Source organism: Rhizobium sp. CECT 9324 (genome assembly GCF_918741265.1).
Taxonomy (GTDB): Bacteria; Pseudomonadota; Alphaproteobacteria; order Rhizobiales; family Rhizobiaceae; genus Allorhizobium.
On the sequence record NZ_CAKKMZ010000001.1, the window covers coordinates 3,267,787 to 3,282,844 of the forward strand.

Annotated in this window: 15 protein-coding genes; 10 read left to right on the top strand and 5 right to left on the bottom strand. The window is 61.6% G+C overall.

The window, feature by feature from the left end:
- Positions 1–34 precede the first annotated feature (34 nt).
- Entirely contained in the window at positions 35–1,222 is a 1,188-nt protein-coding gene (locus LQ231_RS15910) for a YbfB/YjiJ family MFS transporter (protein ID WP_230172127.1), read from the bottom strand.
- A 180-nt stretch (positions 1,223–1,402) separates the two neighbouring features.
- On the opposite strand from LQ231_RS15910, the gene LQ231_RS15915 reads away from it, so the two are divergent.
- Positions 1,403–1,633 (top strand): hypothetical protein, encoded by a 231-nt coding sequence (locus LQ231_RS15915; protein ID WP_113141939.1) that lies wholly within the window; start codon positions 1,403–1,405, stop codon positions 1,631–1,633.
- A gap of 42 nt (positions 1,634–1,675) precedes the next feature.
- On the opposite strand, the gene map is transcribed toward LQ231_RS15915, so the two are convergent.
- Positions 1,676–2,428 (bottom strand): type I methionyl aminopeptidase, encoded by a 753-nt coding sequence (gene map, locus LQ231_RS15920; protein ID WP_230172128.1) that lies wholly within the window; start codon positions 2,426–2,428, stop codon positions 1,676–1,678.
- Between the two features lie 47 nt (positions 2,429–2,475).
- Positions 2,476–3,522: an LLM class flavin-dependent oxidoreductase gene (locus LQ231_RS15925; protein WP_230172132.1), complete on the bottom strand. Its 1,047-nt coding sequence runs from the start codon at positions 3,520–3,522 to the stop codon at positions 2,476–2,478.
- A 231-nt stretch (positions 3,523–3,753) separates the two neighbouring features.
- Between LQ231_RS15925 and LQ231_RS15930 the strand changes: the two genes are divergently transcribed.
- The 5 genes from LQ231_RS15930 (at position 3,754) to xdhC (ending at position 10,095) form a co-directional block, all read left to right on the top strand.
- Positions 3,754–4,527, top strand: coding sequence for a 3-hydroxybutyrate dehydrogenase (locus LQ231_RS15930; protein ID WP_230172136.1), 774 nt, complete (start codon positions 3,754–3,756; stop codon positions 4,525–4,527).
- A 94-nt stretch (positions 4,528–4,621) separates the two neighbouring features.
- On the top strand, positions 4,622–6,091 hold the full coding sequence (gene xdhA, locus LQ231_RS15935) for a xanthine dehydrogenase small subunit (protein ID WP_230172137.1): 1,470 nt from the start codon (positions 4,622–4,624) through the stop codon (positions 6,089–6,091).
- A 246-nt stretch (positions 6,092–6,337) separates the two neighbouring features.
- Positions 6,338–8,674 (top strand): xanthine dehydrogenase molybdopterin binding subunit, encoded by a 2,337-nt coding sequence (gene xdhB, locus LQ231_RS15940; RefSeq protein WP_230172138.1) that lies wholly within the window; start codon positions 6,338–6,340, stop codon positions 8,672–8,674.
- A gap of 11 nt (positions 8,675–8,685) precedes the next feature.
- The gene (locus LQ231_RS15945) at positions 8,686–9,057 is read left to right on the top strand and encodes an endonuclease domain-containing protein (protein WP_230172139.1); all 372 of its coding nucleotides are present in this window, start codon (positions 8,686–8,688) and stop codon (positions 9,055–9,057) included.
- A gap of 213 nt (positions 9,058–9,270) precedes the next feature.
- The gene (gene xdhC, locus LQ231_RS15950) at positions 9,271–10,095 is read left to right on the top strand and encodes a xanthine dehydrogenase accessory protein XdhC (protein WP_230172140.1); all 825 of its coding nucleotides are present in this window, start codon (positions 9,271–9,273) and stop codon (positions 10,093–10,095) included.
- A gap of 72 nt (positions 10,096–10,167) precedes the next feature.
- Here the strand turns inward: xdhC and LQ231_RS15955 are convergent, their stop codons facing one another.
- Complete coding sequence (locus LQ231_RS15955; RefSeq protein WP_230172141.1) at positions 10,168–10,398, bottom strand: hypothetical protein; 231 nt, start codon at positions 10,396–10,398, stop codon at positions 10,168–10,170.
- A 110-nt stretch (positions 10,399–10,508) separates the two neighbouring features.
- Between LQ231_RS15955 and LQ231_RS15960 the strand changes: the two genes are divergently transcribed.
- The gene (locus LQ231_RS15960) at positions 10,509–11,453 is read left to right on the top strand and encodes a LysR substrate-binding domain-containing protein (RefSeq protein WP_230172144.1); all 945 of its coding nucleotides are present in this window, start codon (positions 10,509–10,511) and stop codon (positions 11,451–11,453) included.
- Here LQ231_RS15960 and LQ231_RS15965 read toward each other — a convergent pair.
- Positions 11,429–11,761 carry a hypothetical protein gene (locus LQ231_RS15965; RefSeq protein WP_113141946.1) on the bottom strand — a complete coding sequence of 111 codons (333 nt, stop codon included), beginning with the start codon at positions 11,759–11,761 and terminating at the stop codon, positions 11,429–11,431. The two genes, LQ231_RS15960 and LQ231_RS15965, sit on opposite strands and share 25 nt — an antisense overlap.
- A 233-nt stretch (positions 11,762–11,994) precedes the next feature.
- Here LQ231_RS15965 and puuD point away from each other — a divergent pair, with 233 nt between their 5' ends.
- Genes puuD through LQ231_RS15980 form a run of 3 tightly spaced genes read left to right on the top strand, consistent with a single transcriptional unit; the run spans position 11,995 to position 15,008 of the window.
- Positions 11,995–13,224, top strand: coding sequence for a urate hydroxylase PuuD (gene puuD / locus LQ231_RS15970; protein ID WP_230172146.1), 1,230 nt, complete (start codon positions 11,995–11,997; stop codon positions 13,222–13,224).
- A gap of 2 nt (positions 13,225–13,226) precedes the next feature.
- Complete coding sequence (gene guaD / locus LQ231_RS15975) at positions 13,227–14,549, top strand: guanine deaminase (RefSeq protein WP_230172147.1); 1,323 nt, start codon at positions 13,227–13,229, stop codon at positions 14,547–14,549.
- A gap of 12 nt (positions 14,550–14,561) precedes the next feature.
- Positions 14,562–15,008, top strand: a complete 447-nt coding sequence (locus LQ231_RS15980) for a potassium channel family protein (protein WP_230172148.1) — start codon at positions 14,562–14,564, stop codon at positions 15,006–15,008.
- Positions 15,009–15,058 lie beyond the last annotated feature (50 nt).

The window sequence follows — 15,058 nt, forward strand, 5'->3', positions numbered from 1 at the left end:
GAATTACCCGCAGCTATTCACAGTTACCAAACCTTCATTTTTCAGCGCGCCGAAGAACCAGCGGAAGCACCAGCAGGAACGACACGGCCAATACGGCCGCCGCCAGCAGCGTCGGCGCGGCGAAGCTTCCACTGCGCTCGGCCAATGTACCGGCAACGACCGGGCCTACGATTTGGCCGATCCCGAAGGCAGCAGTCATCAGCGCCAGAGCCCGGCGCGGGCTGTCGGGTGCCAGCACCCGGCCGAGCCGCAGGCCGTAGGCGGTGACGGTCATGAATGTCAGGCCAAGCAGCAGGCCGCCGACCAGCGGTGCCACCGACGCAGGCAGGGCAACGGTTGCCGCCACTCCCACCGACTGGATCAGCAGCGCCGCACCATAGGCGGCAAACAGGCCGATCCGCGCCATCACCGGCCGCCAGAGAAAGAGGGAGGCGGCAGCGGCAAGTCCCGTCACGAACCAGGTGAGAAACTCGATGTACGGCCCGGCATTGGACATGCGCGCCATCGTGACGATGAAGGTCGCCGTGACCACGTAGCCGAAGCCGAAAAGTCCATAGGACAGGGTCAGCAGGAAGAGCGGCCGGCGCCAGACGAGCGGCGGCTCCGCGGCAGGCCCGCCTGCCCGCGAGGGCGCGTGCGGCAGCAGCCACCAGACAAGTGCGAGAAGCACCAGCGTCACGCCCGCGCTATAAAGCCAGTCGAGCCGCCAGGGCGCCGATCCCTGCTCGTTGAGCCTTGAGGCGATGAAGACGACGAGCGAGGAGAGCGCGATGCCAAATCCCACGCCGCCGAAATGCACGGCCTGGGCAGGCTCGCTGCCCCGCGCCGCTGCATGCGCCAGCACGATCGACGAAATGAAGATCATCGAGAAGGCGCTGGCGACGCCGGCTGCGAAGCGGATCAGGATGAAAACAACGACATCGCTGGTCAGGCCCATGGCCACCAGCAGCATTGAGCTTGCAGCAAGGGCAGCAAGCCCGATTGCCCGCTCACGCCCCGCCGCCCAGCCATAGGCGGCAAGCACCGCACCGACCAGGTAACCGACAAAATTGCCGGCGGCGATCAGCCCGGCATCCGACGAAGACAGCGGCAGGCCACTGATCATGCCAGGCAGAATCGGCGTAAAGACGAAACGTCCGAAACCCATGGCCGCGGCCATGGCAAGTGCTCCCGCGATCGCTGTCGTTGCGAGATTGACGTCTTTCGGGTGTTTATCCTTCATGAGGCCGCTTATCGCATCGCACAAAGCAGGCGACAAACAAGTATTGCTGATGCCATCCTTCACAGACTTGAATGTGGAAAAGGCCTCAGCGACGCCACGGCAAACAGCCGTTGGCAATCGCCGGCTTGCTCTTGCTGCAGAATTCGCTAGTTGAGGGGCAAATATTCAAGGAGTACCGCCATGAGCGATCTGACCCTGCAGCAGGCCATCGACAACATCTACGTGTCGATCAACAAAGACAACGAAGACCTCGATCTCCACGTCGCCGCACTCAAAGCCGCCATGGCGAAGGAAGGTGTCAAAGAAGCCGTCTTCGAACCGGCAAAGCTTGCACAGTCCAACCGCCAGGGCCGCAAGATCATGCAATCCTTCTTCCGCAAGAAGGGCATATCGATCAGCTTCTCGGCCTGAGACTGACGAACCGCGCTGCCGGGCGAACCGCCGGCGGATCAATCAATCCGCCAGCGTCAGCACCAGCGGTCCGTTGCGGGTGACGACAATCGTGTGCTCGAACTGCACTGTCGGAGCACTTGGCTCGCTGAACAGCGTCCAGTTATCCTTCTCGCCGTCCTCGGCCCAGATGCCGCCGAGCGACAGGAAGGGCTCGATGGTAAACACCAGGCCCTCCTCCATGATCCTCGTCTCGTCCGGATCAGGCCAGGTCGACAGTTCCTTCGGCTCTTCATGCAGCGAACGACCGACGCCATGGCTCGCCAGGTTCTGGATCAGCGTGTAGCGGTTCTTCTTAGCGAAGGCCCCGATCGCATTGCCGATATTGGCCATCGGCTGACCGGTCTTGATCTGGTTCAGGCCGACCCACAGCGCCCGCTTGCCGTCGCGCACCAGCCGTTCGATCTTCGCCGTGCCCGGTGGCACGATGAAAGACGAGCCGGTGTCGCCAAAGAAGCCGTTCTTCTCGGCAGAGACATCGATATTGACCAGATCGCCCGCCTTGATCACGCGGTCCCCGGGAATGCCATGGGCCACTTCCTCGTTGACACTGATGCAGGTCGCGCCTGGAAACTCGTAGCAAAGTTCCGGCGCCGACCGCGCACCATTGTCCTCGAGGATCTTGCGGCCGATCAGGTCCAGTTCGCGCGTGGTGATCCCAGGCTCCAGTGCAGCCGCCATCGACTTCACGGCAACGGCACAGAGCCTGCTGATGTCTTTCAGATGGTTGAGGTCTTCATCGTTCTGGACGATCATCTTGGTCTTTCAGCCGCAGTGGCACGCAAATCTCGAGTTTCGGCTGATTACGCAGCCGAAGCCTTCGACGTCAACGCCTGACGCACCAGCGGCGCCACTTTTGTGCCGTAGAGTTCGATGCCGCGCATGATATCCTTGTGCGGCATCGGGCCAATCGCCATCTGCAGCAGGAACCGATCGTTCTTGAAGATCGCATGCTGGGCGACGATCTTTTCCGCCATGGTTTCCGGATCACCGACAAACAGCGCGCCACGCGGACCACGCGACGCGTCGAATTGTGCCCGGCTCGTCGGCCCCCAGCCGCGCTCGCGGCCGATGCGGTTCATCACCTCGGCCTGCGGCGCATAGAAGATATCGGCGGCCGATTCGGTCGTGTCATGCACGAAGCCATGTACGTTGATGCTCGTCTTCAGCGTGGCGGCATCGACGCCCGCCTTGGCGGCACTCTGGCGATAGAGGTCGAAAAGCGGTGCAAAACGGTGCGGCTCGCCGCCGATGATCGCAAGTGCCAGAGGCAGGCCGAGATAGCCGGCGCGTGCGGCTGACTGCGGGGTGCCGCCGATCGCAATCCACAACGGCAGCGGATCCTGCAGCGGTCGCGGATAGACGCCGCGCCCCTTGATCGGCTTGCGGGTCTCGCCTTCCCAGGTGACCACTTCGTTCTCGCGGATCTCCATCAGCAATTGCAGTTTTTCGGCAAACAGCAGGTCGTAGTCCTCGAGTTCATAACCGAACAGCGGGAAGCTCTCGATGAAGGACCCGCGGCCCGCCATCATCTCGACACGGCCGTTCGACAGCAGGTCGACAGTGGCAAACTGCTGGAAGACCCGCACCGGATCATCCGAACTCAGGACAGTCACGGCGCTCGAAAGACGGATATTCTTGGTCAGCACCGCTGCCGCCGCCAGGATCGTTGCCGGAGACGACGCCATGTAGTCCGGGCGGTGGTGCTCGCCGAGCCCGAACACGTCAAGGCCGACCTCATCGGCCAGCTTGATCTCTTCGAGCAATTCATCCACTCGGCGCTTGGCCTCCGCACCCTTGTTGGCCGCATTCGGATCGACGTCTGCAAATGTATAAAGGCCAAGTTCCACGATGATGCTCCGGTGACGTTTGCTTTGGTCTGACATAGGATTTTTCGATGCGGCGGCAAAGAGGCCCGCGTCGAACACTGTGTCGCATTTCCGGTACTGGGCGATCCTGCCCTTGCCGGGCTGCGGCAAAACGTCGTTGCGTGGGAACTTCCTTTGGGACTAACCTTTGTCTTCGCGGGCGCAACATAACGCCCGTCATCCATCGGCATTCGTCGAAAAGGAATCAATCTGATGAAAAGAACAGTCGTCGTAACCGGCTCCACCAGCGGCATCGGCCTGGGCATTGCCCGCGCCTTCGCCACCGACGGCGCCAACGTGGTGATCAATGGCTTCGGTGATGCGGCCGAAATCGAGAAGATCCGCCAATCGCTGGAAATAGCCGGCGGCAAGGCGCTCTATCACGGCGCAGACATGTCGAAAGCCGCTGAAATTGCCGACCTGATCGCCACGGCCGAGCGCGAATTCGGCGCGGTGGACGTGCTCGTCAACAATGCCGGCATTCAGCACGTCGCCCCGGTCGAGGAATTCCCGATCGACAAATGGGACCTGATCATCGCCATCAACATGTCGAGCGCCTTTCACACGATACGCGCCGCCATTCCCGGCATGAAGGCGAGGAAGAAGGGCCGCATCATCAACATCGCCTCGGCCCACGGCCTCGTCGCCTCGCCCTTCAAATCCGCCTATGTCACCGCCAAGCACGGCATTCTCGGCCTGACGAAGACGGTTGCACTGGAGACCGCCCGCGACGGCATCACGGTGAACGCCATCTGCCCCGGCTACGTGCTGACGCCGCTGGTCGAAAAGCAGATCCCCGATACCGCCAAGGCTCGCGGCATCTCGGAGGATCAGGTGAAGAACGACGTCATGCTGCATTTGCAGGCGACCAAGGAATTTGTCGAAGTGGACCAGGTCGCAGCCCTCGCGCTCTATCTCGCAAGCGACGCGGCCGCCCAGGTGACCGGCACCTCGATATCGATTGATGGTGGCTGGACAGCACAATAGACTTGAAAGATTGCGCTGCGCCGCCCACCATCGCCAAAATGGGCGACGCAGCCGCGGTCCGGCAGCCGGACATCAACGGGGACACGATCCATACATGGCAGACAGCATTCGTTTCATCCTGAACGGCGAGGACATCGCCCTTTCCAGCCTCGATCCGACCGAGACGCTGCTCGATTTCCTGCGCCTGAAGCGCCGGCTGACCGGATCCAAGGAAGGCTGTGCCGAAGGCGACTGCGGCGCCTGCACGGTCCTGGTCGGACGCATCGTCTCAGGCCGGCTCGCTTATGAAACGGTCAATGCCTGCATCCGCTTCGTCGGCTCGCTCAATGCCACCCATGTGGTGACTGTGGAGCACCTGGCGGCGAAGGACGGGACGCTGCATCCCGTGCAGCAGGCCATGGTTGACTGTCATGGCTCGCAATGCGGCTTCTGCACCCCCGGCTTCGTCATGTCGCTCTACGGTTTATGGCTGACATCGGAAACCCCCGGTCGCGCCGAAATCGAGCGCGCCCTGCAAGGCAATCTCTGTCGCTGCACCGGCTACGAGCCGATCGTCAAGGCGGCCGAACTGGTCGCCCGCATGCGCCCGTCGGCGCTTTTCGATCCGCTGGAACGCGAGCGCGCCAACATCATCGCCCGCCTAAAGGACCTGACGACCCGCGAGACGATCCTCATCGAAGGTGATGGCCGCCGGCTGATCGTTCCGGGCAGCGTCGAAGCCCTTGCCACAACAATGACAGCCCATCCGAAAGCCACCATCGTCGCGGGCGCCACCGATGTCGGTCTCTGGGTCACCAAGCAGATGCGCGTGCTTGATCCCGTTGTCTTCATCAACCATCTGGACGAGTTGCAGGACATCGTCGTCACGCCGGAAGGCATCACGCTCGGCGCCGGCGTCAGCTACAGCACCGCATTCGAAACGCTGCGGCAGGAGATCCCGGCGTTCGCCAGGCTCATCACCCGCATCGGCGGCCAACAGGTGCGCAACATGGGCACGATCGGCGGCAATGTCGCCAATGGCTCGCCGATCGGCGACACACCGCCCGTGCTGATCGCCCTTGGCGCAACCGTCACCCTGCGCTCGGCAATGGGAATCCGCACCCTGCCGCTTGAGGATTTCTTCATCGACTACGGCAAGCAGGACCGCCAGCCGGGTGAGTTCGTCGAACGCCTCTTCGTGCCGCGGCCGAAGACCGAGAGCGCCCTTGCCATCTACAAGATCTCGAAGCGCCGCGACGAGGACATCTCGGCGCTGTGCGGCGCCTTCCATCTCGAAACCGACGCAAGCAGCGTGGTCACCCATATCCGCATCGCCTTCGGTGGCATGGCCGGCACCCCAAAACGGGCCCGCGCCGTCGAGGCAGCGCTTTACGGCAAGTCCTTCACGCAAGACGCGGTGGACTCCGCCCGCGACGCCTTCGACCGCGATTATCAACCGCTCACCGACTGGCGCGCCACGGCGGAATATCGCCAGCTGACGGCAAAGAACCTGCTGACGCGGTTTTTCCTCGAAGTGTCGGGCACGCCGCAGGAATTGCAGCGGTTCGAACCGGAGGAGGCGTGATGAGGATTCCATTCGACCGTCGTGCCGATCGTTACCCCCCTCTGCCCTGCCGGGCATCTCCCCCACAAGGGGGGAGATCGGCAAGACCATTTAGCTTACCCCTTTTGAGAGCAGCGCTTGCCAAGGCCGAAAACCTGCATGGAGTGCAACGGTCGATCGGCGAGGCGATCTCCCCCCCTGAGGGGGAGATGTCCGGCAGGATAGAGAGGGGTATGCCCAGCAATACGTTCAGGCACGGAGGCCTTCATGGATAAGGCGACCTACGAAACCAACAAATACATCAAGGGGCCGATGCATCAGTCGCTCCGGCATGATTCAGCGCACAAGCATGTCGCCGGAAGTGCCGAATATATCGACGATATTCCCGAACCCGCAGGCCTCCTCCACGGCGCGCTCGGCATGGCCGACCGCGCCCATGCCGACATCCTGTCGATCGATCTCTCGGCGGTGAAATCCCATCCCGGCGTCATCTGCGTGCTCACGGCGCAAGACATCACCGGCGTCAACGATGTCTCCTCCGGTGGCCGCCACGACGAGCCGCTGATCGCAACCGACCGGGTAGAATTCCACGGCCAAACCATCTTCGCCGTGATTGCCGAAACCCGCGACGACGCCCGCAAGGCGGCACGCCTCGCCAAGGTCGAATATGCCGACCTGCCCTTCTGGACCGATATCGACGGTGCGCTGGACAACGGCGCCTCCCTCGTCACCCCCGGCATGACACTGAAGCGCGGCACGCCGGAGACCGAACTAGACAAGGCACAACACCGAATCCAGAGCTCGATGCGCATCGGCGGCCAGGAGCATTTTTATCTCGAAAGCCATATCGCGCTGGCCATCCCCGGCGAGGACGACGAGGTCACCGTCTGGTCGTCGACCCAGCACCCTTCGGAAATCCAGCATATCGTCGGCCATGTGCTCGACATTCCCTCCAACGCCATCACCGTCAACACACGGCGCATGGGCGGCGGCTTCGGCGGTAAGGAGACCCAGGGCAACCAGTTTGCAGCGCTCGCCGCACTCGCCGCCAAGAAGCTCAATCGGGCAGTGAAATTCCGCCCCGACCGCGACGAGGACATGGGTGTCACCGGCAAGCGCCACGACTTCAAGATGGATTTCGACGTCGGTTTCGACGGTGACGGAAAGATCCATGCGATCGAGGCCAATTTCGCCGCCCGCTGCGGTTACTCCTCGGATCTCTCAGGCCCGGTCACCGACCGCGCCCTCTTCCATGCCGACTCGAGCTATTTCTATCCGCATGTGAAGCTGACCTCACAGCCGCTGAAGACACACACGGTCTCCAACACCGCCTATCGCGGCTTTGGCGGCCCTCAAGGCATGCTCGGCGGCGAGCGGGTGATCGAGGAGATCGCCTATGCGCTGGGCAAGGATCCGCTAGAGATCCGCAAGGCCAATTTCTACGGCGAGACGGGATCGGGACGAGACATCACCCCCTATCATCAGGTGGTCGAGGACAACATCATCGCCAAGGTCGTTGAGGAATTGGAAAACTCGGTCGATTATCAGGCCCGCCGCCAGGCGATCATCGACTTCAACCGCACGAGCCCGGTCATCCGCAAAGGCATCGCGCTCACCCCGGTCAAGTTCGGCATCTCCTTCACCATGACCGCCTTCAACCAGGCAGGCGCGCTGGTCCATGTCTATCAGGACGGCTCGATCCACCTCAACCATGGCGGCACCGAAATGGGCCAGGGCCTCTACACCAAGGTCGCCCAGGTCGTTGCCGACACGTTCCAGGTCGACATCGACACCGTGAAGATCACGGCGACGACGACGGCAAAGGTACCGAACACATCGGCGACGGCCGCCTCTTCCGGTTCGGACCTGAACGGCATGGCCGCCTACGACGCCGCCCGCCAGATCAAGGAACGGCTGATCGCCTTTGCCGCCGAAAAATATCAGGTCGCTGCGTCCGAGGTCGAATTCCTGCCGAACCGCGTGCGCGTCGGGACTGAGGAATTTGCCTTCGGCGACTTCATCAAGCAGGCCTATTTTGCCCGCATCCAGCTCTCGGCCGCCGGTTTCTACAAGACCCCGAAGATCCACTGGGACCGCGCTGCCGGTCGTGGCACGCCCTTCTATTACTACGCCTATGGCGCCGCCTGCACCGAAGTCTCGATCGACACGCTGACCGGCGAATACCTGATGGACCGCACCGACATCCTCCACGATGTCGGGAAATCCCTCAATCCGGCGATCGACATCGGCCAGATCGAAGGCGGCTTCGTCCAGGGCATGGGCTGGTTGACCACCGAAGAACTCTGGTGGGACGACAAGGGTAGGCTTCGCACCCACGCCCCTTCAACCTACAAGATCCCCCTCGCCTCCGACCGGCCGAAGATCTTCAACACGAAGCTGGTGCCCTGGTCGGAAAACACCGAACCCACCATCGGTCGCTCGAAAGCCGTCGGCGAACCGCCTTTCATGCTGGCGATATCGGTGCTGGAAGCGCTCTCGATGGCAGTCGCCTCGGTGGCCGACTACAAGCTCTGCCCAAGACTGGATGCACCGGCGACGCCGGAACGGGTACTGATGGCGGTAGAAAGGCTGAAGCGGGTTTGATGGATGCTACAATGACGCATCACGCAGTTCCGGAAGGCCATCGCAGGAACGCGCGGCGGATGCGCAAGGCATTGACCTCGGCAGAATTGCGCTTCTGGAATACCGTTAGAGCGCATCGGCTGATGGGATTGGGCTTTCGTCGCCAGGTACCAATCGCCGGATACATCGTCGATTTCGCCTGCCCTGAGCATAAACTGGTCATTGAGATCGATGGCCCGAGCCACACCTTCGATCAGAGTATCGAGCGCGATCGAGTTCGTGATCAGGTACTTGCCGAGTTAGGCTGGTTGGTGGCACGCTTCACCAACGAGGATGTGCTGAACCATCTCGATGATGTGTGTACACACATCATCCGTGTGGCCGGAGTGCACCGATTTGACTAATCTGTCCACGCGTATTGACGTCGAATGGAAGTCGGGCGGCTTCCCGACACTGATCTCCCCCCGTGAGGGGGAGATGGCCGGCAGGCCAGAGGGGGGTAGCCCACGCAACAGGCTCCCTCATTTTCCAACCTATTCGCCCCGGAATACCCCCCTCTGTCACTTCGTGACATCTCCCCCTCACGGGGGGAGATTGTCAGCCCGCGCCGCAAAACCATGACCACCCTCCCCGATTTCCTCCCTGACTTCCTCGCATCCCACCCGGCCACAGTTCTTGTCGAGGTCACGGAGACCTGGGGCTCGACCCCGCGCGAGACTGGCACGATCATGCTGGTGGCCGACAACGGGCTCTGGGGCACGATCGGCGGTGGCTATCTCGAATTCATGGCGATCGCCCATGCGCGCCGGTTGCTGGCTGGCGAAACGCTGGCACCAGTGCTCGACGTGCCGCTCGGCCCGGAGATCGGCCAGTGCTGCGGCGGGCGCACGCTCATGTCCTTCCGCAGCGTCGATGCGGACGTGATGGCACAACTGTCGGGACGGCTCGCTGACGAACGCGCGGCATTCCCCGAGGTCATGGTCTTCGGCGCCGGCCATGTCGGGCTGGCGCTGGCCCACGCGCTTCAACCCCTGCCCCTCAATGTCACGTTGATCGACTCGCGCCCTGAGATCGACGGTACACCGCCCAAGGGCATCACTTTCCTCCGTGTCGCAATGCCCGAAGCCGAGGTGGCGAGGCTGAAACCGGGCGCTGCCGTCGTCATCCTTACCCACGACCATGCATTGGATTTCCTGATCGCAAAGGAAGCGCTTGCCCGCACCGACCTCGCCTATGTCGGCATGATTGGCTCGAAGACCAAGCGCGCCACCTTCGCTTCCCATCTCGACCGCGAAGGCCTGGGCCGGGCCGCGCTCGACCGCCTGACCCTGCCGATCGGCGGCAGCACAGTCAAGGACAAGCGCCCGGCCGTGATTGCCGCCATGGTCGCGGCAGAATTGCTGGCGGCATTGGATGGCGCTGGTACCACTGCCGCCACCTGAATCACCACATCAAGCAGCAGACTCAAGATCAGAGCTTTGGCAGGCAATCTCTTGATCCCATTTTCTTTTTTCTCAAAGCGGCCCCGGTCTGATCGTATCGATCAGACGCCGGCTGCTCGACCAGGCACCTTCGTTGCGGCCCCGTGATGGCGCGTCCGCCTCCAGGCCGATATCCCGTTTCAATGCTTCAGGCAGGCTGTCAATCGCCAGATGATCGGGTTCGAGAACATGGCGGAAGAAGCGACCGGCCTTTGAAAAGATCGCGCTTTCGAGCAGCCACAATGTCTTGATAGCGGATACCATCTTTTCCTCCACGCACATTCGCTTCGACCGAAGCCATGACCGGAGATTGGCGGCGATTGTGGAACAAGGCCAATTCAATTACGCTGGTTATACATAAAGAGAGCTTATCCATGAAACTGTCGAAACAGTTCCCGTTGAATGCCCTGCGCGTCTTCGAGGCGGTCGGCCGTCTGGGCAGCTTTACCCGTGCGGGCGAGGAACTGGGCATGACCCAGACGGCGGTCAGCTACCAGATCAAGCTTCTCGAAGACAATATCGGCGAGACGCTGTTCCTGCGCAAACCACGGCAGATCGAATTGACCGACATTGGTGCAAGGCTGCTGCCCAAGGTCAGCGAAGCCTTTGGCTTGATGGTCGATGCGGTCGCATCGGCTCGCCACAGCTCAGGCGAAACGCTGGAGATCCATTCGATCCCGACCTTTGCCACCCAATGGCTGGCGAAACATCTGGGATCGTTTCAACTCGACCATTCGAACATTGCCGTGCGCCTGCTGCGGGTCAACAAGGTGACCGATTTTGCCCGCGACGGCGCCGATGTCGCGATCCGCTGGGGCGATGGCCCCTGGCCCGGCCTTGTCAGTCACCAGCTGATCCGCGCGACCTTCACCCCCATGCTCAGCCCGAAACTGGCCGACAGCATCGGCGGCATTCACCACCCGTCAGACTTGTTGAAACTGCCGATCATCAGCCCGGACGATCATTGGTGGAACGACTGGTTCAGCGCAGCCGGCATCCAGAACCCATCCCTGAAGGGCAACAGCATCAACACGTTCGAGGCGCAGGATCTGGAGGCAAGCGCCGCGATCGCCGGTCAGGGCGTGGCGATCCTCAGCCCCTTCTTCTTCCGCGACGAACTGGCCTCGGGTCGGCTGCTGCAGCCCTTTCCGCTCGCCTGCGCAGCGCACGCACCCATCTGGCTGGTCTACCCGCATGCGCGGCGCAACGCGCCAAAAATCCGCGCCTTCCAGACCTGGATCGACAAGGCCCTGGCCAGCGACGAGGTGGCCTCAACGCTCCCGATACCGCAATCTCAGAACGACATGTCCGGCGCATAGAAGCATCGCGGCGTGTTCTCGTCGGGAAACAGGCACAGGTGATATTCGCTGTCTTCGGACCGCCGTGTCGTGGTCTGCGGGAAATTGAACACATGCTGACGCGTGACCAGCCTGTGGTCGCCGGGCGTCAACGTTAGCTGATAACCGTCCTTGATCACCTTGACGCTCTGCGAGGGGATCATCTGGCAATCGCCAGTATGCTCGTTGCCATTGCAGCAGAAGGCATCGTAACGCCAACCGCTCTTTGAATCATGGGCATGAACGCAAGACGCATACGCCAGCAGAAAACCTGTCACGATACTGCGCATCGGCTGATCTCCATTGGGGAAAAGCCGCCGGAAAACGCGAACCACCCGTTCCGGCGGCATTGCAGATCGAATGTAACAGAATCGTCATATTCGAACCAATGCAGGAAATAATGGGTGGCATTTTGTGCGACGCACAAAAGTCCTGCACAAAATGCGACAGGCCTGCACTGCGCCCTTTCCTTCATCTCAAAGTTTTTGCAAAGTATCTCGTTCGGGGACGAAAGGGATCTTGCATGTATGAATTCGCCATTGCCTGGGAATGGCTCTCCTTTGCCGTGCGATGGCTGCACGTGATCACCGCCATCGCCTGGATCGGCTCCTCCTTCTATTTCATCGCCCTCGATCTTGGCCTAGTGAAACGCCCAGGTCTGCCCGTCGGCGCCTATGGTGAGGAATGGCAGGTGCATGGCGGCGGCTTCTACCATGTGCAGAAATATCTCGTCGCGCCGGCGTCGATGCCTGAGCACCTCACCTGGTTCAAATGGGAAAGCTATGCCACCTGGCTCTCCGGCTTCGCCCTTTTGGCCGTTGTCTATTATGGCGGCGCCGATCTCTTCCTCATCGACCGCACCGTGCTCGACATCGAACCGTGGCAGGCGATCTGTCTGTCGCTCGCCTCGCTTGGCGTCGGCTGGGTCTGCTACGACCTGCTGTGCAAATCGCCACTCGGCCGCAACACCTGGGGCCTGATGGTCTTCCTCTATATCGTGCTGATCGCCATGGCCTGGGGCTATACCCAGATCTTCACCGGCCGCGCCGCCTTCCTGCATCTCGGCGCCTTCACCGCGACCATCATGTCGGCCAATGTCTTCATGATCATCATCCCGAACCAGAAGATCGTCGTCGCCGACCTGCTCGCCGGCCGCACCCCGGATGCCAAATACGGCATGATTGCCAAGCAGCGCTCGCTGCATAACAACTACCTCACGCTCCCCGTCATCTTCTTCATGCTGTCGAACCACTATCCGCTGGCGTTTGCCACCCAGTTCAACTGGATCATCGCAGCACTCGTCTTCCTGATGGGCGTCACCATCCGCCACTGGTTCAACACCACGCATGCCCGCAAGGGACAACCAACCTGGACCTGGCTGGTCACGGTGCTGATCTTCATCGTCATCATCTGGCTGTCGACCGTGCCGAAGGTGCAGACCGGCGAGAAGGAAGTCTCGCTTTCCGCCCGCGAACAGAGTTTTGTCGAAAACGTGCATTTCACCGCCGTGCGTGATGTCGTACAGAGCCGCTGCTCCATGTGCCACGCGAATGAGCCCGTCTGGGAAGGCATCGTGCGGGCACCGAAAAGCGTCAAACTCGAGACGGACGGCGAGATCGCTGCCCATGCGCGGGAAATCTACATCCAGGCCGGCCGCAGCCATGCCATGCCGCCTGGCAACATCACCGACCTTTCGAACGAGGAGCGCCAATTGCTCGTCGCCTGGTTCGAAACGGCGGTCGAAGGCAAGTGAGAATGACTGAGACCCTGATCCGCGGCCGCCTGCTCTCCTTTCGCCGCGCGCCCGAACACGCCGCCGATACGCAGAGTTTCCTCTATGAAGGCGATGGCGCCCTGCTGATCGCGGATGGCATCATCCAGGCCACCGGCACCTATGCCGACGTCAAGGCAAAGGCGCAGGCCGACACGATCGAGATCGACCACCGCCCGCACCTGATCCTGCCCGGCCTGATCGACTGCCATGTGCATTTCCCGCAGATGCAAGTGATCGCATCCTATGCGGCCAACCTGCTGGAATGGCTGAACACCTATACCTTCCCCGAGGAATGCCGCTTCGTCGAAACCGCCCATGCCGAGCGCATTGCCAGCCATTTCTTCGACGAGTTCCTACGCCAGGGCACGACCACGGCCGTCGCCTATTGCTCCGTGCACAAGGCATCCGCCGATGCCTTCTTTGCCGAAAGCCTCAAGCGCGGCACGCTGATGATCGGCGGCAAGGTGATGATGGACCGCAACGCCCCACAGGGCCTGCTGGATACGCCGCAACTGGGTTATGACGAGACCCGCGCCGTGATCGAAGAGTGGCATGGCCGCGGCCGCAATCATGTCGCGATCACCCCCCGTTTCGCCATCACCTCGACACCTGAACAGATGGCGATGACGCAGACACTGGCGGAGGAATTCCCCGACCTGCACATCCAGACGCATCTCTCCGAAAACAAAGAAGAAATCGACTTCACCTGCGCGCTCTATCCGGACGCGACCGACTATACCGACATCTATGCCCGCTATGGTCTGCTGCGGAAGAAGGCGCTGTTCGGCCATGCCATTCACCTGTCCGAGCGCGAGGCCGACGCCATGGCCGACAGCGGCGCGGTTGCCGTCCACTGCCCGACGTCAAACCTCTTCCTCGGCTCCGGCCTGTTCCCGCTAAAGGCGATGAAGCGCCGCGACAAGCCGGTTACGGTGGCTGTCGCCACCGATATCGGCGGCGGCTCGAGCTATTCGATGTTCAAGACGATGGACGAGGCCTACAAGATCCAGCAATTGCTCGGCGAGCGCCTCAACCCTCTGGAAAGCTTCTACCACATGACGCTCGGCAATGCCGTGGCTCTCGACCTCAGCGAGCGCATCGGCACGCTGGAGCCCGGCACCGACGCCGACATCGTCGTGCTCAACGCCGCCGCCACACCGGCCATGCGCCTCAGGATGGAGACAGTAACCTCCCTTGCCGAGGAACTGTTTCTGCTGCAAACATTGGGCGACGACCGCGCGGTCGTTGAAACCTATGTCGCCGGCAAATGCGCAAAGCCCAAAGCTGGAGACGAGGCAGCCTGACGGAAGGTCCCCGTGACGCATCTGCAACTGCTGCTCAATCTTGCCCTCGGCACACTGATGATCTCCCTGACGGTGGTCATCCACACGATCGGGCTGATCGGCGTCACGCATCTGATGAGCTTTGTCACCGATCGTGTTCGCCTGCATGGCCATCGCAGCCGCATGCTCGCCATGAACACCGTGGTCATCGGTGTCTTCTGTGTCCTGACCGCCGAGGTTTGGCTCTGGGCGGCAGGCTTCACGGTAATCGGCGTCGTCGATGATTTCGAAACGGCGCTATATTTCTCCACCACCACATTTTCCACCGTGGGCTTCGGCGATGTCGTGCCGCATCCGGAATGGCGCATGTTTGCGGCGCTTGAAGGCGTCAACGGTTTCCTGCTGATCGGCTGGTCCACCGCCTATCTGATCGCAGCCGGCATGCGCGTCGGGCCATTTCGTTCGGGTGAACATTTCTGAGAGATCCATCAGGCGTCCAAACCGCTGGCGCACGCAGCTTGACTATTTAC

Excerpts from the sequence above, each read along its gene's own strand:
- LQ231_RS15910 (WP_230172127.1), bottom strand. The coding sequence starts at position 1,222 with ATGAAGGATAAACACCCGAAAGACGTCAATCTCGCAACGACAGCGATC.
- LQ231_RS15915 (WP_113141939.1), top strand. The coding sequence starts at position 1,403 with ATGAGCGATCTGACCCTGCAGCAGGCCATCGACAACATCTACGTGTCG.
- map (WP_230172128.1), bottom strand. The coding sequence starts at position 2,428 with ATGATCGTCCAGAACGATGAAGACCTCAACCATCTGAAAGACATCAGC.
- LQ231_RS15930 (WP_230172136.1), top strand. The coding sequence starts at position 3,754 with ATGAAAAGAACAGTCGTCGTAACCGGCTCCACCAGCGGCATCGGCCTG.
- xdhA (WP_230172137.1), top strand. The coding sequence starts at position 4,622 with ATGGCAGACAGCATTCGTTTCATCCTGAACGGCGAGGACATCGCCCTT.
- xdhB (WP_230172138.1), top strand. The coding sequence starts at position 6,338 with ATGGATAAGGCGACCTACGAAACCAACAAATACATCAAGGGGCCGATG.
- LQ231_RS15945 (WP_230172139.1), top strand. The coding sequence starts at position 8,686 with ATGACGCATCACGCAGTTCCGGAAGGCCATCGCAGGAACGCGCGGCGG.
- xdhC (WP_230172140.1), top strand. The coding sequence starts at position 9,271 with ATGACCACCCTCCCCGATTTCCTCCCTGACTTCCTCGCATCCCACCCG.
- LQ231_RS15955 (WP_230172141.1), bottom strand. The coding sequence starts at position 10,398 with ATGGTATCCGCTATCAAGACATTGTGGCTGCTCGAAAGCGCGATCTTT.
- LQ231_RS15960 (WP_230172144.1), top strand. The coding sequence starts at position 10,509 with ATGAAACTGTCGAAACAGTTCCCGTTGAATGCCCTGCGCGTCTTCGAG.
- LQ231_RS15965 (WP_113141946.1), bottom strand. The coding sequence starts at position 11,761 with ATGCGCAGTATCGTGACAGGTTTTCTGCTGGCGTATGCGTCTTGCGTT.
- puuD (WP_230172146.1), top strand. The coding sequence starts at position 11,995 with ATGTATGAATTCGCCATTGCCTGGGAATGGCTCTCCTTTGCCGTGCGA.
- guaD (WP_230172147.1), top strand. The coding sequence starts at position 13,227 with ATGACTGAGACCCTGATCCGCGGCCGCCTGCTCTCCTTTCGCCGCGCG.